We start from the raw sequence: 19,430 nt of genomic DNA, 5'->3' as shown, positions 1-19,430 counted from the left end.
AAGCTAAATTGGAGTCTAGAATGAGTTTTGAAGTATTTGTTGCATTGTGTCTTGTTGGTTGTTGGGCACTATTTCCAATCTCTTTAATGATTGCGACTAAGACTTTTGATGATGATATCATCGGTGGTGGACATCACGATCACGACGAAAGTCACTAGAAAGTTATATATAAAATTTAGAAGCATATCTGCCCGCTACCACAGTGGGCTTTTTTTATTTATTCTCATTAAGAATCTTATTAACTAGCGCTACTACAATCTTTGGATTAAACGGCTTGGGTAAAAGAACAGTATTCTTTAAAGACTTCAGCTTAATATCGTATGTTTCAAGTTCTCCAGTCATAAGTAGAACGGGTGGTCCATTTGCTGCGATAATCTCATTTGTTAATTTAATACCGTCTTTCTTTGGCATATTTAAATCAGTAATGATCAAGTTGAAGGTCTGATTCTTCATCTTTAGTGTGGCCTCGAGCCCATCTGCTGCTTGGACAACTCTATAACCTTTACTAGTAAGTAAATCTGAAATCACACCTCTAATTCCACTATCGTCATCGACTAGAAGAATTTGTGGTAAATTATTTCCATTGTTCATACTTAACCTCAAGTTGAGTGTCCTTGTTTATTGTGTACTTAATGATCGGGCAGATAATGGTTTTAGAGTACTTAATTCTTCTTCACTTCGTTAAATCACTCATTATTTTAGAGGGTTAAGTGAGAAAATTAATATTTTCTTTAGCAGCTCTTAGATATGTCTTTAGTTGATTTTTATTGGAAAAGTGCCAACTCTTTCAGATTTGATTATTTAGCCAGCCTGCTAGATCCCTAATTTCAATTATATCAATTTCATGACCCATGTCGTACTCGTGAAAAGAGATATTTAGACCACTGTCTGTCAGTCTCTTCATTTGAGATTCAACACTATTAAAGTCAATCGCTTGATCATAGTGACCATGGGCCATAAATATTGGAGTCTTAGAGTGAACTTCTTGAGCTTGAACTTCCATCTTATCTAGATAGATCCTAGGGCTCAGACAGACCACACCGGCAAAGGTACGCTTCCAAGCTAGAAAGCTATGTAGTGATATACATCCACCCTGTGAGAAGCCACAGAGTATTATATCTTCGTCCTGGTAGCCATTTTCGTTAAGTTCATTGATTAGTAGCTCGAGCTTTTCGATAGAGCTCTTTATTCCATCTCTAGGCTCTCCTGGAGGGATATCGTACCAAGAGAATCCAAAGTAGTAGGGAGTAGGTGCATTGATTAATAGATAGTCTAGGCATGTCACATTTACTTCTAAAGCAAAGTCTTTAAAAGAGGACATTTGATCACCTAGTCCATGCATGACAATCATAATCTTAGTTGAACGTTTAGGTCCGTTAAATTTAGCAGGCAAAAATGTACTGTCGAAGACTTTGGATAATTTCATATTTAGTTTTCTACCAATTAAGGCGAAGAGATTCAAGTCACAGGGGACAACTGTTGCCTCGTGGCGTTAAAAACTAATTTTAGTTATAATCAATATGTATCCGTTTATTAGGATCAATACAATCATGGAGGTACGAGTGTACGAATTACTAAAAGCTGAGTGGAGAGAAGAACCTGTAAAATCTTTAAGAAAAGAAGGTTATGTTCCAGGTGTAGTATATGGAAAGGGAATGGATTCGGTGAACTTTAAAGTTCCATCAATTGCAATTTCTAAGTTCCTACATCATTCAGGAAAAGTATTTGAAGTAGAAGTAGCAGGAAGAGGGAAGCACCTAGTTTCTCTTGATAATGTACAATGGGATCATATGGGCGATAAAATGCTTCATGTATCTTTCCATAAAATTTCTGCAACAGAAAGAACTACAATTACACTACCAATTCACTTTGTAGGTGAAGCGGCAGGTAAGAAAGAAGGTGGAGTTGTTCAACACGTATTACACGAAGTTGAAGTAACAGGTCTACCAGGTGATATGCCAGAATTTATTTCTGTAGACGTATCAGGACTAGCTATTCATGATAACTTTGCTCTTAGAGACATTCCATGTCCTAAAGGACTTGAGTGGGCACATGACGTAGAATCAAATGTTGTTTCTTGTCATCCTCCAAAAGTAGAAGTTGTTGCTGAAGAGGAAACTGATGTTACAGCTGAAGTTGTTGCAGAAGTAGAATCTGATGAGCAAGAAGCTGCTTAATCAATTTTCTAAATTAATATCTAGGCCCAAGTTTATTATACTTGGGCCTATTTATTTTCTAGCTCTTAATTCATCAGCAAATCTAATCAATAAGAAAGTCACCGCGTTTAGCTGGATCTCTGACCCAGATAAACCATTCTCTGGAAAGTGTTATGAGTACGACATCGAGACCGGAGGTCAGGCGTTTCAGGCCGTAACTAGTAAAAGTAAATGTAGGCCAGATAAGACAATCTATCACTGGGTGCCTAGTGAGAGAGGTGTTAGTGGTAAATGCTTTGAAATTGATGAAGAAACGAAGGGACAGAAATTTGCTCGAAGTACTGCCGTAAGTAAGTGTGTCTCAGAAAACGCTAGTTATGCATGGGAGTTAACCTCTGAAATCTCAGGAGAGTGTTTTGAGATTGATGGAAACCTAAAGAGAAAGGTGAGTAAAGGCCTATGTGCTCCTAGCAAGGTCGACCATCATTGGCTCTCGAGAGAGAATGGATGGGGTGGAAAGTGTTACGCTGTCGATAGCATTCAAGGACCTAGTGGTTATATTGAGAGTGTGAATACTAATAACTGTAAACCTAATGACACAACTTTTGTTTTAAATATGAAAAAGGAAGGAGATCAAGGCTACTGTTATGAGGTTGCAGTAAACGGAGGAGAGAAAGCTTTCTCTAAGAGAGTGAGTCGTTCTAGTTGCTTTAGTAATCCTTCTGTAAAGCATATGTGGAAGAAAGATAAAAGTGGTATTGGTGGAGACTGTTTAGAAGTTAGAAAGACTGCAGACTCTCGAATTTCAACTCGTAAAGTTGATTATAAAAATTGTGTAGACTTTAAGACTAAGTATTTCTTCAAGCGCACTGGTAGTTATTCTGGGGAGTGCTTGTTGATAGATACTCCGTCTTCAGGAGTGAACTTTTCAAAAAGTGTGGTTAAAAGAAACTGCCGTGAGGCGGTAAAAGATATTCAGTATAGCCTTGTGGCAAATGAGTTTGGAAAACCTATATGTATAGAGAGTGACAAAGAGACAGGTGGAGACTTATTTATAAGTAAAGTTTCTATCAGTAAGTGTGAAGAAACAAATATTAAACCCAAATGGATTCTTGAAGAAGATGGTTGGAGTGGTAAGTGTGTTGAGCTTAGAACTATTGGGAATTCAGTAAGAGAGAAGTCAATAAATAAAGAATTATGTAGGCCTAAAGAAGTAAGAACTCTTTGGCATAACTTTAGTAAACTTAATGGAAAGTGTTTTGATATTGATGCAAAGCTTGGAACGATTGGTTTTGTTAAAGAAGCGCCTCTAAAGAAGTGTGCACCAAAATTTACTAAATATATTTTCTACAGAGAGAAGGGAAGTAATGCAGGAGATTGTTATCTTGTTGACCGAGAGACCTCTGGAGAGAAGTTTAATAAGAAGGCCTCTCCTAAAAAATGTAGAGAGAACCTGATTAAAGTTCCCTTAGATTAAATTCCAAATCCACTAGTTAGAGCAGACTTATCGTATAAGTATAATTCTGTTAGATATGCGTTCTTTTGAGATACATAGTCTGAAGAGCTAGGGATAACTGGATTCATTACTGACATCTTATAAGTATGAGTACCTACAACTCTTCTTTCGTCATCATGATCACGACCAAGTCTACAGTGGCCTAATTCATGATAAATCATAATCTCTTTTTGAATGTCATCAGTTGATTCCCACCATGATTTCTTTATTAAGATTTCTTTTGTCCCATCACTATATGTATTGCATACACCATCGTAATCTTCGTTTGTTGTATCACCAAAGTTTATAGGGATATCTCCAACTTCAAAGTCTGATTCATTTAGGTTTTGAGCAGCATTTTTTTCAAAAGAGGTTATATAAGGTTCAAAGACACTGGCGCTTACCGCATATTGTTTTGTTCCCTCTAGATACTGTGCATGGTTAGAGTTTACTTGTACTCCACAGCTTGCCATTGTAAGCATAAAAATAAGTAGTGTTAGTATTCTCATTAAATTCCCCTCATCATTTATCTACCTATTAATGAGCAATATATATACCAACTTTTTATCCACTTTCTGGTAGTTTAGGGGATATTTTATTGTCTAAATTTTAGACACAGTGTAATTCCTATACAGTTGTAAAGTGGAGTATAATAGAAAAAGCCAAAGGGAAATTATGAGAACTTTAGACGACTGGTTAGAGGAGTATGGGGAGAGTCATCGGGATGAAGTTAACCAGTTAATTCATAAGTTTTGTGTACCAGCGATAGAGTTCTCGCTGCTAGGGATTCTTTGGGTTCTTCCAACTCCCTCTCTTTTTTGGGATATTCCTTACTTAAATTGGGCAACGATTCTCTGCTTAATCGCACTTATTTTTTATAGCACATTAAGAAGCTTTATCTATTTTATTGGGGCCTTCATAATGATGATTCCAATGTTGATTCTTGTAAACTTCCTCGTTACTCACTTTGGTGGAATTATTGTCTATGGGTTTATTTCACTATTTTTAGTTTCTTGGATAGGACAATTTATAGGACATAAAATAGAGGGGAAGAAGCCATCTTTTTTTAAGGACCTATTATTTCTATTCATAGGTCCTTTGTGGGTATTAAGGTCGTTATACGTAAAGCTTGGACTCAAGACCAATTGATAACATTTTCAACGACTGCACTAATTCCTTTCTGTACTAGATGTAACTTATTATCATCATACATATAGGCAGGAGTTGTTGCGATCTTGTTCTTTTGATCTAAGTGAAATTCATCCTTTCCACAAATAATATGTTTGGCGCCGGTCTTTTCTACTTCTTTTGCTGTAGCTTCATCATTGCCTATTGTTACTTCAATTCCATTTTCTCCAAGAACAAGAGATAGTAGAGCTGGGGCTATACATATTGCTCCGATAGGCTTTTTAGAGTCATAGAAGTCTTTTATAGTAGTTTGAATCGCTGGTGAAGCTTCGCCTTCTGATCCCTTAAAGGCAAAAGTACAAAAGTTCTTTGCCACTCCAAATCCTCCTGGGATAAGAAGTCCAGAAAAGTCTTTTGAGTTCATTTCACTAAGAGGTTTAATATTGCCTCTCGCTATTCTTCCAGATTCTTCAAGTATGTTTCTGTTAGTCGAAGACTCATCTCCACTTAGGTGATTGAGAGTATGAAACTGATCTTGATTTGGTGCGAATACTTCATATTCGGCCCCATGAGTATCTAGAGCAAGAAAAGTTAAAACTGACTCCCTGATCTCGGCTCCATCAAAGTGTCCACAACCAGATAAAATTACTGCATACTTCTTTGTCATAATTAATCCTTTTTTCTAAATATTTGATCATATATAACTTGTCCTCTTTCGAGGTACTTTCTTTCAAAGTGCGTTCGACCTATATGTTCAGAGTCTTTTTCAATTATAGTATTATGTACACATTCAAGATTCCATACGTTGGTCATAAACTCCATAGATTCCTCAGCGTAGAATAATTCATTTGTTGCCACATGAATTGTACCATTGGGCCTTAAGCATTCTATCACTTTCTCCATAAATGGCATGGCATGAAATCTTTTATTTTGTTGACCAGGTTTAGGATTAGGGTTTGGAAATAAAAAGAAGAACCTTGAAACTGATTCTTTTGGAAGTAGGTGAGTAACCCAAGATATACCATTTTCATGAACAGGAAGAAGATTTTGAGGGTTTCCGTGCTTTGTAAAGCGTCTTTCAAATTTCTTAAACTTATCTGTTGTATGCTCAATTGCTACTAAGTAACGATTTGGGTTACTTATTGCGTATTGAATGGGGTGTAGTCCAACTCCACAGCCAATTTCTACGTCTAAAGGAAGTGTCGGGAGTTCGAACTCAGTAATTTTTGGCATTGGGATATTTTCAGTATTAAATTTTCTCATAGCTTTATTTAGCACATTTTTCTTAGGTATAAAATAAACTCGTGATATAAATAATACAATGAAAGATGTCTACCTGTATGGACTCGGTGCAAATTTAGCTTTTGCAATTGGTTCTCAAATATTCACTATTTACTCTAGGCAGATATCATCAAGCTGGATGAATTGCTTTAAGGCGATTGTTGGTGCCATTGCTTTTGGGATATTTGTTTCTCTCTTTGGTTCTTGGCATAGTATAGAACCAAAATACTTTGGACTATTCTTCTTCTCAGGCTTTATGGGACTTGGAATTGGAGATATATTCCTTTTGAAGTCTTTTTCCTTAATGGGACCTGGGCGAACACTAATGATCTTTGGTTTTCAACCTTTGCTTATTGGAGTACTGAGTTATTTTGTATTTGATCAGGTGATGGATCCAAAAAAGTTTTTGGCCATTTTCTTTTGTATTCTTTGTTTAGCAACCTTCTCTCTAGAGTCTTTTAGAAAGTCAGGGTCCTGGGATTTAAAGGCGATATCTATTGCATTTATTGGTGTCTTTCTAGACGGGGTAGGAGTTATCATCACTCGTTATAGCTTTGACTTTAATCCTGAGCTTTCTGCCATGGAGGGAAACTTTCATCGCTGCTTAGGAGCAATCTTTGCATTTATCCTTCTTTCATATTGGAAACCATTTAAGTTTTTCAAAAAATGGAAAGAGCAGGAGTTTAAAGTTAAGGGTGTTCTCATATTTGGAAGTCTAATGGGGACTTTTCTAAGTCTTGCCCTTTATTTAAAAGCGATACAGACTGCTCACTTGGCGACACTTTCTGGGATTGCAATAACTGGGACAATCTTCTCAAGTCTACTAGAGTGTATCGTTGAGAAGAAATGGCCTAGCCGTTATCTAGTTGTCGCCTTCATTTTCTTTTTAGGTGGAATGTATATATTGAGCAGATAGTTAATCTTTCCAAAAGTCGATATGATAATCGAATTTACACTCTCTTTTTACACGTTGAAGGTAGTCGTGAACAGTTTTTGGAAATTGATATTCAGGAAAGATATACATTCCCCAAATATGAGATGCGATCATAATATCGAAGATACTTAGACTTTCGCTCTTATAGAATTTATCAATATGTGGAATTAAACTTTCTAAGTTATTTTCGAAACTCTTTAAATACTGATCTCTGTTTTGGATGAGTTTATTAAATGGGCCTCTTTTAACTTCTTTCTTTGTTTGAAAATAAGCTCTAGACTCATTGTTAAATTCAGGAGTCCATATCCAGTATGGCATACAAAGAGAATGTACATCACTTCCTAGTTTCGAAAGCAAGTCTTCTACCGCATCTCTTTCAGATGTTTTTAAGTTTTCATTTTTAAGAATATTACCTTTATCTAGCTTTGCAATGATATCTAAGCTTTCGTTTATATTTTCTCCATTACTAAATGTGAAAATAGGCAACATCTTTACGCCAGTTAAAGACTTCGGTTTTTCTTCTTCGTTGTATGGAAGGACTATTGACTCAAATTCAATATCTAAGAGTCCTAGCGCCATCCTAACACGAATACAAAATGGACAATGTACATAGTGGTATAATTTCATATTCCTAATTTTAGAACACGAAATAAAGGCAGGCAATAATTAAAATAAATATTAACATTATGAAGCAAACTCCTTAGAATAATTCTAATAGGAGTTATGTGTGTCATTTAAGTTAATAAGTACTGATCGAAGGTTTTCACCACTATTTTGGACAATGTTTCTAGGTGCATTAAATGATAACTTCTTCAAGAATGCTCTAGTCATTATTATTGCTTATAAAGGTATTAGTTTAATGGGACTCAGTGCGCAGTCTCTAGTTGCTATGGCCGGTGGAATCTTTATTCTTCCATTTTTCTTATTTTCGGCAACTGCGGGGCAACTTTCTGACAAGCTATCTAAGTCTACACTAGTTAAATATACTAAAGTCACTGAGTTTCTTATAATGCTCGTTGCAGCTCTTGGTTTCTATACTGATAATTTCTATATTCTGCTATCAACACTTTTTCTAATGGGAACTCAATCGAGTTTCTTTGGTCCTCTTAAGTATGGAATTATCCCTCAGCTCTTAAAGAGAGAAGAGCTTGTTTCAGGGAATGCTGCTGTTGGTGGAGGTACATTCTTAGCGATTTTAATAGGGACAATTATTGGTGGACTGGCGGTAACAACTGAAAGTAACTCTCTTGTAATTTCTGCAGGTATTCTTTCTGTTTCTGCTCTTGGAATTATCACATCACTATTTATGAAGCATGTTGATCCTGTTGACCGAGATGTCAGTCCAGATTACACATTCTTTAAGCCAACCTTTGAAATCATTAAGCTTACTATAAAAGATAAGTTAATCTTTAATACCTGTATGGGAATATCATGGTTTTGGTTTTTAGGTGCTGCGATACTTTCACTACTACCTAATCTTTGTAAGGATATATTTCATAGCTCTGAAAGTGTAGGGACCGTATTCCTTGCTTCATTCACTCTAGGGATGGGGACAGGTTCTTTTCTTGCTGAGAAACTCTCACAAAAGAGACCTGAAATGGGAATGGTTCCATTAGCAGCTCTTGGTATGAGTATCTTTCTCTTAGATATGTCCTACTCTGCAATGAACTTTCAATTTGATTCAACAGCTCCTCTTTTCACTGTGATTCAGTTCTTTGAGCAGAGTTATTCAGCAAGATCTCTTATTGATTTATTTCTCGTTTCAATTTTTGGAGGTATGTTTATCATTCCTCAATTCACTTTCTTACAAGATTACACTCCACGTAATATACTTTCTCGTATTATTGCAGGAAATAATATTTGGAATGCTATCTTTATGGTTACTGCTGCTATTTTTATAATGGGCCTATCTGGAAGTGGAGTATCCATTCCTTGGATATTTTTGATTTTAGCTATAATAAATATTTTCTATTCAATATATATATATTCTCAGAATACAGGGGTGACTCTACGTTTTAACTTTTGGTTATTATCAAAGTTTTTCTATAAAGTAGAAATTACTGGAAGAGAGAATATTCCAGAAACTGGCGCAGTTGTAATTGCTTCCAATCACGTTAGTTTTGTAGATTGGATAATGGTTATGGCCGCATGTCCTCGTCCTGTGCGTTTTATTATTGACCATGCTTATTACTATAAAACAGGATTTACCTTCTGGTTAAAGCAGGCCCACCTTATTCCAATCGCAACAAGAAGAGAAAGCTCTGAACTTTTAAATAATGCTTTCAAACATATTGAAGATGGTTTAAAAGATGGCCATGTGATCGGACTCTTTCCTGAAGGGTGGATTACAAGAGATGGAAAGCTAAGAAAGTTTCAGCCTGGAATAAAGAAAATAGTATCTATGCAACCAACTGTTGTCGTTCCAATGGTTATAGATGGTCTTTGGGGATCTTTTTTCTCTTTTGAAGGAAAGGGAGTTTTAAAGGGATTTAGACTTTCAAAAAGAAAAGTAACACTTAAAATACTTCCACCTCTAGATTCAGAAGGTTTTGACTTTAAAGAATTAGAGCAAATATTTAGAAAGGAATTAAATCAATGAAATATGTAAAAGAAGGAAATTTGATTTTTGTTGTAATCGATAAAGGAGAAGATCTATTTGAATCTCTTTATGAAGTACAAAAACGTGATGGCTTCCTTGGTGCACAGGTTTCTGGTATTGGTGCTTTAAAGAATGTTGAAATTGGTTTTTTTCACTGTAGTGAAAAGTCTTACGATAGGACTCATATAGAAAATGAAAAAGAACTTCTCGCTCTCAATGGGAACTTCACTTTCAATGATGGGAAGCCATTCTTCCATCTTCATACAGTTCTTGGAAATGAAGACTATACTACTACTGGAGGGCATCTCTTTAGCGCTGAGGTTGCTGTAACATGTGAAGTTTATCTTCAAGTACATAATATGAAAATTGAAAGAAAACCAAATGCTGAAATAGGATTAAACCTCTGTGAGCTCTGCTAAAAAGAAATGTATTATTGTCGACCTAGATGGAACTCTCACGAATTGTGAGCACAGAGTTCATCATGTTGAAAAGTCTCCTAAGGACTGGGATAGTTTTAATAAAGCTATGCTGAGTGATACCTTGAATGAATGGTGCGCTGAGCTGATTTTAGGAATGAGAAAGCAAGGTGCTTCAGTGATTCTCCTTACCGGAAGAGACGATGACTATAGAAGTCATACTGAAGACTGGCTTAAAAAGCACTCTATCACTTATGATGAGCTTTATATGCGCAAGGCACAAGATCATAGAGATGATCATGAAATAAAGAGTGAGACTTTTTTAGAATTTATTGCGCCTCAGTATGAGACATTATTTGTTGTAGAGGATAGACTAAGTGTAGTAGAAATGTGGAGAAAATTAAATATAACTTGCCTACAATGTGATTGGGGTAATTTTTAGAGAGCAAAGTATGATCCCTCGTATGCAGATTGTTAAAGAAAATAATGAAATAATACTCCTTGGAGACTTTAGCGAAGAAGGCATGGATTTAGATGAAGTAAAGGAATATTTCACAAATTGGCTCGAGAGTTATCCACAAGATAACCTAGATAATACAAAATTATTTTACAGTGCTTTTGAGGGTGAGAAGAAAGAATTCACTCTACATTAAAATATAGTTAACCAAGGAAGGTTTATGAAGTTAACAATTAGTATTCTTGCTATTTGTCTCCTTACATTCTCATGTAAAAAAGAAGAAAAAGACGATAAGAAGTCCTCCGATGAGAGATTTATATTTGGTAAAGAAATAGCAAAAGAGCGCGCTCTTGAAACTGGTGAGTTTGCTGTAGCTAAAGAGATGTGTCAGTCTCTACAAAATAAACGAGAATATTTTGAAGAAAGAGGGGATAGAGAATTGAGCTTTATTTTCTCTCTATCTGATAAGTCGTGCAATACAGATGATTATTCAAGTGCTAATGACTATAGCGTAAATTTAAGAGTACCAAGAGTTGGTGATTTAACTTTTGATGGACCAAGAGGAACTAGCTTCACTGAAGATATTCTCACTGATGTTCATCCTCATGTTGAGTCAATCTGTAGCAATGTTTTGAAAGATATCAATATAACTAATGTTCAAACTGTTGGCTCTATAAAGTATCAGTATCGATTTTTAAGGGCCACTAATGGTTATATATTTGAAGTCGGAAAATTTGCTCAAAACAACTCTAATGTTTATATTCCAACATTCATTGAATCATTCTCTATTTACTCAAGTGCTGCTGCACTAAGAGAGGGAATGGTTGGAAATAGAATTAGAGTTACTTCTTGTTCGAATGGTCAGGCGCAAAGCTCGCGACAGATTTTAAAATAACCCTCTCTTTTTGGCCGTGTTTAGCGCGGCCAACTTCTTCACTTGTAGTCTTCTCATAAAGCACACTAATTAATAAAGTTATCGCCAATACAAGATAAGGTATTGTCTCAACTAATTTCAACTTCCAGTTCGTCTTCATTAACCATCCTTGGTTAAATGTCCCTAACACTATTAAAGCAAAACGTAGGCCAATATTTTCAAACATCTTAGCTCTTTTTCGTGTCATTTAGGCACTGAGTGGCCCCAATTAGTCACCGATGTAAATACTCTGTGAATTTATGTCAGGTTTTTAACGGCCCCATTGAATATCATTTCTTTAATAGATACAAAATAATACGGAGGTTTTTAATGAAGTATATTGTTCTTTTCACGTTACTAGTTTCTTTAAATGCAAAGGCCCAAGATCTAAAAAAATTAAAGAGTAATTCCTTTTGGGTTGAATCCAATCATATTGAGCCATTTGATTTTGATACTTTTCTTTTAAAGAGTTTTAAAGGGAGCAGATTGGAACTCATTTGCTCTGATAATCCTTTTCTTGGAAATAAACACTCCTATATCAAATACACAAATATTTATGGAATTCACGTTAAAGACTTTTTATTCAAAGATGAGTTTCAGTGTCATTCTTTTAAGAAGTTTATAAATTCAGTCTTTCCAGCGATCAATGAGAATAACTCAGTCAAAATACAATTTAATAAAAATGATGGATCCGTTGAAAAAATACTTCTTCCTGATTTAGATATCTATGAGAATGGTGATAGCTATTATAAAGACGTGAATAATAAAGAAATGGCCAATATATAAAGGTTGGCACTAAGTTTATTAAAGTCCATAATTAGTTATGGACACAGCTCTTAAGAAAAATATATCAAAAATCTTTGCATTTAACAGTGCATGGATGTTTTTAATTATCCTGCCTATTATAGTTCCTTATTATAGATCGAAGGGACTTTCGATGCAGGAAGTCTTTGAGTTGCAGTCATTTTTCTCTCTCATTGTATTAATATTTGAACTTCCATCTGGTTATATTGCAGACCTAATTGGAAGAAAGAATACATTGATTGTTGCCAGTTTATTTGAGGGAGTAGGGTTCTCGCTACTTCCAAGTTTTGATCATTTTTGGGGACTTATTTTTATTCAATTCTTACTAGGTGTTGGGGTCTCTTTATTTTCAGGAACTGATATTTCGATTATTTATGATTCTCTTCATGCTATGAAAGAAAAAATAGTAAAAGGAAGCGAAGCTAAGATTGTAGGAAAGAAAATATTCTATACTCAAACGTCAGAGGCCATCGCGGCCCTTGTTGGTGGGGCCCTGGTCGTTAGCAGTCTCGACACTCCTGTGAAAGTTCAGGCATTTATTTGTTGGATACCATTCTTTATATCTCTTACTGTCACTGAGCCTCCTAGAGAAAAAATGAGTAGAGTAAGCCATAGAGAAAACTGGACTGATATAACTACAAAACTATTTAAGAGTGGTTTATTACTCAAGTTCATAGTTCTAAATAATATCATCTATAGTGCTTCAACTCTCTTAGCTGTTTGGACTTTTCAAGATTACTGGCACACTCTTGGTATTGATTACAAATACTTTGGCTATCTTTGGTGTTTAACTAATTTTCTTGTGGGTGTTATTGCTAGATTTGCTCATGATTTTGAAAAAAAGTTAGGAAGTGTGACACTACTTCTTATGATTGGCGCCCTACCTGTAATTGGCTTTATTGGAATGGGAAAAGCTGGAGGTATTCTAGGTGTTTCTTTTTGTTTCACATTTCAAATATGTAGAGGGTTCACTCAAGTTATATTAAAGGATGCTCTCAACGCGAGAGTAGGATCAGAGATGAGGGCCACTGTTAATAGTATTGTTGGTCTTGGAATGAGAGTAGTATTTATTGTGTTAGGACCTATTCTAGGTTGGCTGATCGATAATAAAGGCTATGAGTTTAGCTTAACTATCTTTGGGTATATATTTATTCTTTCATTCTTTATTTTTCTACTGCCTCTCATAAAGCTAAGAAGAGAGTTTAGAAAGTAACAAAGGCCCCGAAGGGCCCTGTATTTTATATTGAAAGACAAGCTTCAATAATGTGATTTTCTGAAAGACCGTGAAGGGCATAAAGCTCATCGGCCATATAAGCCGATTGACCAAACTTACCACGGTTAGCAAGAGACTTAACTTTAAAATCAACACCATTCATTGCTAGTTCATGAACAATCATTGATCCCATTCCACCAATTAATTGATGATCTTCAACCGTAATTAACTTTCCGTTAGTTTTTGCTAACGCAGTCTTTAAAGTATCTAAGTCTACTTTATTTGCAAAAGGACTATTGATCACAGTTGCACTCTTACCTTGTTTTGCCAGTTCAGCAGCGGCATTTAGCGCCTTCTGTACTAGTGGACCATTTGTTACAATCGTAACATCGGTTCCTTCTTGAAGAACTTGAGCTTTTCCCCATTCATAAGTAAGGGAATCATTATAATATTCTGGGTGATTCTCTCTACCAAAGTAGAATAGAACTGAGTCAGCTACTCTTCCGGCTTCTCTTTCTTTTTTAATATTTTCAATTGCTGAAGTCATATAGCTTTGTGCTTCACTTGAACAAGAACAAACTACTGTTGTTACATGTGGAATTGAAGAAGTTGCAGCAAGGTAAGTTGTAGCTTGGTGAGAAGCACCATCTGCTGCATCTTGAAATCCTGCATGACTAAACAGACCAATAATTGGTGCCTGTGATAGTGAAGACATAATTAATGGAAGGTTACCTTTTGTGATAGCAAATTGTGCAAAAGTATCTACAACAGGAATAAGTCCCTGCTTAGATAGTCCTACTGCTGTATTTATCATATTTGATTCAGCAATACCTACGTCTACAAAGTGGTCTGGGTAAGCTTTTTGAAAATCTTTTATTCCAGTAGAACCTTGTAAGTCTGAAGATACAGAAAATACTGGTAGACCATTCTTTACTGCTTCAATTGCTGCTCTTGCAAAACCTGGCTGAACTTTTTCTTTTTTTACTGTTGATGTAGTTGCACTCTCTTTAGGAGCTGGCTTACTTTCTAAAATTCCTTCGGCCCACTCTGTTAGTTCTGCGGGAGTGTTGTCTTCAAAGATTTCATCTAAGAATGGAACAAGCTTGTCATCATAGGCCTTGAGAGGGTATCCATGTCCACCTGAAGCACTTTCTTCAGTAGATTTTACTCCAAATCCCTTTACTGTCTTAACAATGACACAGACTGGTTTTTTAGGGTCTTTCTTTGCTTCTTCAATTGCACCTTCTAGAGTGTTATGTACTTTTTGAAGGTCATTTCCATGCTCTTCTCTTATTACATTCCAACCAAGAGTTGCTAGTGAGTCAAAAGTTGGCTCCATTGAAAAAGAGTCTTCTTCAATTCTTCCAGATAGCTTTGTATTATTATCAGAGATTACTAATACAAAAGGATTAAGTTTACCTTTTGATGCTAGCCCAGGTATTGCTGCAAAACTTTCTTTTGTTTCGCCTTCCATACTTCCACCATCACTTAGAAGGCATAGAGTCGTTCTGTCGTTACCAATAAGTTTATCGGCCAGTGCAAGTCCCTGTGCTTGAGGAACTCCTGATCCTAGTGGACCATTTGAAAGAAATACACCTTCAGGGTTAAGGTGAGCTTCACCATGTCCTGTTAGCTTACTTTCTACAGATCTAAACTTTCTAAGGTCTTCAAAAGTTAAATTATCAAATCCATAATTTGCTCTAAGAGCATAGATTCCGTTTTCTGCGTGACCAGCATCGTTTACAAAGTTAAATGTATCGAACCAATTCTTTGAAGTGTCTTTAAACATGATGGCATGTAAAGAAGATGACATTTCTGCAAAAGCTGCTGGACCACCCCAGTGACAAGCAGCTCCACCGATAACAGCGTGTTGATTCATTAGTGCTACAAGGCCTCTGGTTACCTTTGGGCAAGCAAGAGTCATATCTGTTCCATCAATTGACTTTACTGTTGTTGAATATTTAGGACCGTTGCTTGGTGTATTGGCCAATTTATTCTCTAGATTAAGAGGTTTCATTACTTATATCTCCGACGTGTAAGGATTTGTTTTTAGTGAGTAAAGGGTAGTCGTTTTTTAGTAAACTGTTAAGTCCTAGATAGTGCATGCTGCGATAAAGAAGTTAAATACATGGTGTTCGATTTGTTGGCACTCTAACTAATTGATTTTATATTATTTCTAAATTTGTTTAATTTAAGCCGAGTGTTTAAGTTAAGAATCTCGATTTATAACTATTTGAATATATTCAGAACTAAATTTTTTTCTTAATTTTTCTTTAGAGAATAATGCGCATTGGCGATAAGATATAAGAGTAGAGAATATTAATCAAGAGGGGGCTTTAAGAATGTGTGATGTATGTAAGGCCGAAGGGTTAGATGCAGCTTTTAGAAATGGTGAGAGACTTCGTATCTCAGCTTCAAAGCTTTATCGTGTGTTTAAAGGACAGACTGCAGTTATTAAAGTTTGCCCATTGCATGATATCCAGCTCTTTATGCTAGGAGAGCAAAAGTTTCTTTTAGAAAATTTGGGTTTTCTAAAGCATCTCAATCAAAATAGGGGAAACTTTGTAACTAAGAGTTTCTAGCCGAATCATAGCTATTCAATTTATAATAAATTAAATTGGAGTAGCTATGACAAATAAGAGTTCATTTATAGATGGGAAGTATTCTTCTTCTACGTCTGAAAAATTAATCGTAAATGATAAATTCTCACTAAAAGAAATAGCTTCAGTCTCCTTAGCTAATAAGGGTGATATTGAAGATGCTATCGTTAGCTCTAGAAAAGCATTTAGTGAATATTCTTCTTTTTCTGCTGGTCAGAGACATGAGCTAATTGAAAAATTTATTAATATTTTTAAATCAAATGAAGATAGATTGGTTAACCTCATTGTTAGTGAAGCTGGCAAGCCCCTGTCTTATGCTAAGGGAGAGTTTTCTAGATGTGTTGATACTCTAGTCTTGGCCTTAGAGGAATGTAGAAGAATTGGAGGAGAGGTCATCCCAATGGACTTTGGAAACTCTGCTGGGCGAAAGGCCTTTACATCCAAATTTCCTGTAGGACCTATACTTGCTATTTCACCTTTTAACTTTCCTCTAAACCTAGCCCTTCATAAAATTGCTCCTGCTTTTGCTGCAGGTTGCTCTGTTATTTTAAAACCTTCTCCATATACGCCTCTCTCAAGTTTACTTCTTGCTGAGTTTGCAAAGGAGGCCGGCTTCCCTGACGGTCTATTGAATGTAGTCATTTGTGATAATGAATTAAGTGAACAACTCGTTAGAGAGGAGAGAATCAAGCTCTTAAGCTTTACTGGTAGCCCAAAGATTGGTTGGCTACTTAAAAGTATTGCAGGAAAGAAGAAAGTAATTCTAGAACTTGGTGGTAATGCATCAGCAGTTATAGATGAAACTTGCGATTTAGTTCAGGCTTCAAAAAGTGTAGCTCTTGGAGCATTCTTATACTCTGGTCAAATATGTATATCTACTCAAAAAGTTTTTATTGCTGAATCTATTTATGATGAATTTAAAAAGCTTTTAATTTCAGAGGCTGAAAAACTAGTCTGTGGGACACCTAATGATAAAGATACTATCGTAGGTCCTATTATAGATAAAGTTCACGTAGATAGAATTTTGGACTGGATTAATAAGGCAAAAGAAAATGGTGCAAAGATACTTTGTGGTGGAGATTTACATGAGGGGAACTCACATATAATTTCTCCAACTATCATTGAGGACTACAAAAGAGATGATCTAATAAATAGTGACGAGGTCTTTGGACCGGTTGTTTTACTCAAGCCTTTCTCTAGCGATGATGAGGTTATAGATTTAGTTAATGACTCGAGCTTTGGACTACAGGCCGGAATATTTACAAATAGATTAGATTTCATAAAAAAATGCTTCTCTAGAGTTGAAGTTGGTGGCCTGATCATTAACTCTATACCTGGCTTTAGAGTTGATCAAATGCCTTATGGGGGAGTTAAAGACTCTGGCCTTGGACGTGAAGGAATTAAGTACGCAATTGAAGATATGACAGAGATGAAGCTTCTAGTTATCTAGTGAGTACAATATTCCAGTCTATAATATTGTATTTTTTTAGAAGTATATTTAGCTTTCCAGACTTTCTGTAGTCTTCAATGAATTCCTTCAGGTTATCCTGAACCGTTTTCTCAATAGGAAGGCCTTTGCGACTAACAAACTTTAATGGGCTATAGCCAAAAATAGAACTTGGAGTTAATAGGACTTTGTCCTGAAATTCTGTTTTTGAGTAAAAATATTTAAGAACATTATAATCTTCAATGGCATAATCAGCTCTTCCTAAAGCGATTAAATCAATAAGTCTATTATGAATTCTAGAGCCAGTTATTAATTGAAGAATTGATTTGTTTGTATTTATCTTTCTCACTTCGCCGTAAAGGTTTTCACTTGCCTTACTTCCTGGGACGAGAAAAATACTTTTATCTTTTAGATCAATAATATCTAAGATTACAGGGTTTGTGCCTACTCGAGAGATAATACCTGCAGAACTCACTCCTAAGGTTACGTCGTAGATCATTAAGTCAGAAAAGTCTCTTAGGTCAAAAGATGTAAATAGAGCAAGGTCTTTAGTTCCTCTTTTTAGTGAATCTTCTAAACGAGCATAAGGAGTCGTTTCATACTTCACTTTTATACTATGCTTTTTAAAAAACTTATTTAGAAGTTCTACTATATAGCCCTGCTTGTCTCCATTTGTGCAGTAGTAGGGACAGGATGAAGAAATTGCTATTTTGTAAATTTTCTCCGCTTTAAGGTTCATAGAAAAAGTAACCAAAGTGAGAAGAAGTACCAGTCTTGGAATCATCATTCTATTCTCTTTACTTTATTATCCCAGCTAGAATCACTCCATGGAAGTTCTACTTGCTTAGGAAGAGTACCATCCATTCCAGTGAAAGAGTTCAGAGTAAGTTTTGTTACAGGGAAGGTAGGGATGAGTAATCTCTTAGAGATTTTATTTCCTTTTAAGAAATCAAAGCCCGCCTGCATACTTTGTCTGCCTATTTCTGCGCAAAATTGTGCACTATTGATAACCGTTATATTTCCATCTTTTATATTTTTAATTGAGTTAGGGTCACCGTCAATTGTGGCCACTTTTATCTCATCTCTCTTTGCTTTTTTTAGTGCTTGAACAATAGGAAGTCCACCGCCATCATTTATAGTGAAAATAACATCAACACTACCTTTTTTAGGGAAGTCTTTTAGGATTTGGTCTCCAACAATTCTTCCGCTAGAGGGTTCAACAGCATTATATGTTCCGATAATTTTATACTTTTGCTTGGCCTTCTTTAAAGTATCAATAAAACCTTCAACTCTTTCAATAGTACTGGTTACTCTTGGGTACTCGACAATGATAATCTTTATTTCTATGTCATTACTATAAAGAGATTCAATATATTGACCATTCAGTCTCCCTGCTTGGTAATTATTTGATGTGATAAAACTTGTAAGGTCTCCACCTAGAATATATTGGTCGTAGGCAATGACAGGGATTTTTAATTTATTTGCCATCTGAAGAGGCCCAATAAGTGCGGAGTTATCTGTAGGCTGAACTATAATCAGATCTACTGCTTTTCTATCTTCGAGTACCTTATAGAATTGCTCTATTTGTCTCTTTGCTCCCTCTCTACCATTTCCTGCAACGTAGGCATCAATGACAATATTATACTTAGTGTTCTTTGTTATTTCTTTGGCCCTTTGTTCAAGACCTTTTCTCATTGATACTTGACCCTCTATGTCCATAGACCAGTATAGGGCCGCGACTCTATATGTCTTAGCAGTTGTTGACAGGGAGAATATGAATAAAGAAGCCAGTAATATAACTTTCATAATATTTCCTCACAGGGGACATATGACCCATATTGTACACTTAACCTAAATTAACTTCCATTTAAGTATATCTTAAGATGTATTAAGAAAACAATAGGTTACTTATCCCACCTTAAGAGGTGTTGACATTTCTTTTTTTCATAACCTTGGTCAAAGCGTATTTTATTTGATGTAATCCTTT

Annotated in this window: 23 protein-coding genes; 14 read left to right on the top strand and 9 right to left on the bottom strand. The window is 35.7% G+C overall.

The window, feature by feature from the left end:
• The first annotated feature begins 20 nt into the window (after positions 1-20).
• Positions 21-158: a hypothetical protein gene (locus tag ABX784_RS01440; protein WP_372651715.1), complete on the top strand. Its 138-nt coding sequence runs from the start codon at positions 21-23 to the stop codon at positions 156-158.
• Between the two features lie 55 nt (positions 159-213).
• Here the strand turns inward: ABX784_RS01440 and ABX784_RS01435 are convergent, their stop codons facing one another.
• Complete coding sequence (locus tag ABX784_RS01435) at positions 214-591, bottom strand: response regulator (protein WP_372651712.1); 378 nt, start codon at positions 589-591, stop codon at positions 214-216.
• Positions 592-787: 196 nt separating this feature from the next.
• A complete protein-coding gene (locus tag ABX784_RS01430; RefSeq protein ID WP_372651709.1) occupies positions 788-1,426 on the bottom strand; it encodes an alpha/beta hydrolase in 639 nt (212 codons plus the stop codon).
• A gap of 136 nt (positions 1,427-1,562) precedes the next feature.
• Here ABX784_RS01430 and ABX784_RS01425 point away from each other — a divergent pair, with 136 nt between their 5' ends.
• Both ABX784_RS01425 and ABX784_RS01420 read left to right on the top strand, forming a co-directional pair.
• Positions 1,563-2,177 (top strand): 50S ribosomal protein L25, encoded by a 615-nt coding sequence (locus ABX784_RS01425; protein ID WP_372651707.1) that lies wholly within the window; start codon positions 1,563-1,565, stop codon positions 2,175-2,177.
• A complete protein-coding gene (locus ABX784_RS01420) occupies positions 2,158-3,633 on the top strand; it encodes a hypothetical protein (protein WP_372651705.1) in 1,476 nt (491 codons plus the stop codon). Before ABX784_RS01425 ends, ABX784_RS01420 begins: the two co-directional genes overlap by 20 nt.
• Here the strand turns inward: ABX784_RS01420 and ABX784_RS01415 are convergent.
• Positions 3,630-4,160, bottom strand: a complete 531-nt coding sequence (locus ABX784_RS01415; protein ID WP_372651703.1) for a hypothetical protein — start codon at positions 4,158-4,160, stop codon at positions 3,630-3,632. The genes ABX784_RS01420 and ABX784_RS01415 overlap by 4 nt on opposite strands.
• A gap of 166 nt (positions 4,161-4,326) precedes the next feature.
• Between ABX784_RS01415 and ABX784_RS01410 the strand changes: the two genes are divergently transcribed.
• Positions 4,327-4,800: a DUF962 domain-containing protein gene (locus tag ABX784_RS01410; RefSeq protein ID WP_372651701.1), complete on the top strand. Its 474-nt coding sequence runs from the start codon at positions 4,327-4,329 to the stop codon at positions 4,798-4,800.
• Here the strand turns inward: ABX784_RS01410 and elbB are convergent.
• Positions 4,787-5,446 carry an isoprenoid biosynthesis glyoxalase ElbB gene (elbB, locus tag ABX784_RS01405; RefSeq protein ID WP_372651696.1) on the bottom strand — a complete coding sequence of 220 codons (660 nt, stop codon included), beginning with the start codon at positions 5,444-5,446 and terminating at the stop codon, positions 4,787-4,789. The two genes, ABX784_RS01410 and elbB, sit on opposite strands and share 14 nt — an antisense overlap.
• Before the next feature lie 2 nt (positions 5,447-5,448).
• The gene (locus ABX784_RS01400) at positions 5,449-6,042 is read right to left on the bottom strand and encodes a tRNA (guanosine(46)-N(7))-methyltransferase TrmB (RefSeq protein ID WP_372651693.1); all 594 of its coding nucleotides are present in this window, start codon (positions 6,040-6,042) and stop codon (positions 5,449-5,451) included.
• A 58-nt stretch (positions 6,043-6,100) separates the two neighbouring features.
• On the opposite strand from ABX784_RS01400, the gene ABX784_RS01395 reads away from it, so the two are divergent.
• Positions 6,101-6,976 carry a DMT family transporter gene (locus ABX784_RS01395; RefSeq protein ID WP_372651691.1) on the top strand — a complete coding sequence of 292 codons (876 nt, stop codon included), beginning with the start codon at positions 6,101-6,103 and terminating at the stop codon, positions 6,974-6,976.
• Here the strand turns inward: ABX784_RS01395 and grxB are convergent, their stop codons facing one another.
• Positions 6,977-7,621 carry a glutaredoxin 2 gene (gene grxB, locus ABX784_RS01390; protein ID WP_372651689.1) on the bottom strand — a complete coding sequence of 215 codons (645 nt, stop codon included), beginning with the start codon at positions 7,619-7,621 and terminating at the stop codon, positions 6,977-6,979.
• Positions 7,622-7,721: 100 nt separating this feature from the next.
• Here grxB and ABX784_RS01385 point away from each other — a divergent pair, with 100 nt between their 5' ends.
• From ABX784_RS01385 to ABX784_RS01355, 7 genes are all read left to right on the top strand, one after another.
• Complete coding sequence (locus ABX784_RS01385) at positions 7,722-9,593, top strand: MFS transporter (RefSeq protein ID WP_372651687.1); 1,872 nt, start codon at positions 7,722-7,724, stop codon at positions 9,591-9,593.
• Positions 9,590-10,012 (top strand): PPC domain-containing DNA-binding protein, encoded by a 423-nt coding sequence (locus tag ABX784_RS01380; protein ID WP_372651685.1) that lies wholly within the window; start codon positions 9,590-9,592, stop codon positions 10,010-10,012. Before ABX784_RS01385 ends, ABX784_RS01380 begins: the two co-directional genes overlap by 4 nt.
• Positions 9,999-10,451: an HAD family acid phosphatase gene (locus ABX784_RS01375; RefSeq protein WP_372651683.1), complete on the top strand. Its 453-nt coding sequence runs from the start codon at positions 9,999-10,001 to the stop codon at positions 10,449-10,451. The genes ABX784_RS01380 and ABX784_RS01375 overlap by 14 nt, the downstream gene beginning before the upstream one ends.
• Positions 10,452-10,461: 10 nt before the next feature.
• Positions 10,462-10,662 carry a hypothetical protein gene (locus tag ABX784_RS01370; protein ID WP_372651681.1) on the top strand — a complete coding sequence of 67 codons (201 nt, stop codon included), beginning with the start codon at positions 10,462-10,464 and terminating at the stop codon, positions 10,660-10,662.
• Positions 10,663-10,686: 24 nt separating this feature from the next.
• A complete protein-coding gene (locus tag ABX784_RS01365) occupies positions 10,687-11,361 on the top strand; it encodes a hypothetical protein (RefSeq protein ID WP_372651679.1) in 675 nt (224 codons plus the stop codon).
• A gap of 348 nt (positions 11,362-11,709) precedes the next feature.
• Positions 11,710-12,165 carry a hypothetical protein gene (locus tag ABX784_RS01360; protein WP_372651677.1) on the top strand — a complete coding sequence of 152 codons (456 nt, stop codon included), beginning with the start codon at positions 11,710-11,712 and terminating at the stop codon, positions 12,163-12,165.
• Positions 12,166-12,202: 37 nt separating this feature from the next.
• Entirely contained in the window at positions 12,203-13,396 is a 1,194-nt protein-coding gene (locus ABX784_RS01355) for an MFS transporter (protein WP_372651675.1), read from the top strand.
• Positions 13,397-13,421: 25 nt separating this feature from the next.
• On the opposite strand, the gene ABX784_RS01350 is transcribed toward ABX784_RS01355, so the two are convergent.
• The gene (locus ABX784_RS01350) at positions 13,422-15,413 is read right to left on the bottom strand and encodes a transketolase C-terminal domain-containing protein (protein WP_372651673.1); all 1,992 of its coding nucleotides are present in this window, start codon (positions 15,411-15,413) and stop codon (positions 13,422-13,424) included.
• A 325-nt stretch (positions 15,414-15,738) separates the two neighbouring features.
• Between ABX784_RS01350 and ABX784_RS01345 the strand changes: the two genes are divergently transcribed.
• Both ABX784_RS01345 and ABX784_RS01340 read left to right on the top strand, forming a co-directional pair.
• Entirely contained in the window at positions 15,739-15,978 is a 240-nt protein-coding gene (locus tag ABX784_RS01345) for a hypothetical protein (protein ID WP_372651671.1), read from the top strand.
• Between the two features lie 46 nt (positions 15,979-16,024).
• Positions 16,025-17,446, top strand: a complete 1,422-nt coding sequence (locus ABX784_RS01340) for an aldehyde dehydrogenase family protein (RefSeq protein ID WP_372651669.1) — start codon at positions 16,025-16,027, stop codon at positions 17,444-17,446.
• Here ABX784_RS01340 and ABX784_RS01335 read toward each other — a convergent pair.
• A complete protein-coding gene (locus tag ABX784_RS01335; protein WP_372651667.1) occupies positions 17,439-18,230 on the bottom strand; it encodes a substrate-binding periplasmic protein in 792 nt (263 codons plus the stop codon). The genes ABX784_RS01340 and ABX784_RS01335 overlap by 8 nt on opposite strands.
• Complete coding sequence (locus ABX784_RS01330; protein WP_372651664.1) at positions 18,227-19,249, bottom strand: sugar ABC transporter substrate-binding protein; 1,023 nt, start codon at positions 19,247-19,249, stop codon at positions 18,227-18,229. Before ABX784_RS01330 ends, ABX784_RS01335 begins: the two co-directional genes overlap by 4 nt.
• Between the last annotated feature and the right edge of the window lie 181 nt (positions 19,250-19,430).

Source organism: Halobacteriovorax sp. (assembly GCF_041587335.1).
In the GTDB taxonomy this organism is placed as follows: Bacteria; Bdellovibrionota; Bacteriovoracia; order Bacteriovoracales; family Bacteriovoracaceae; genus Halobacteriovorax.
This window is presented reverse-complemented; position numbering and strand designations above follow the sequence as displayed.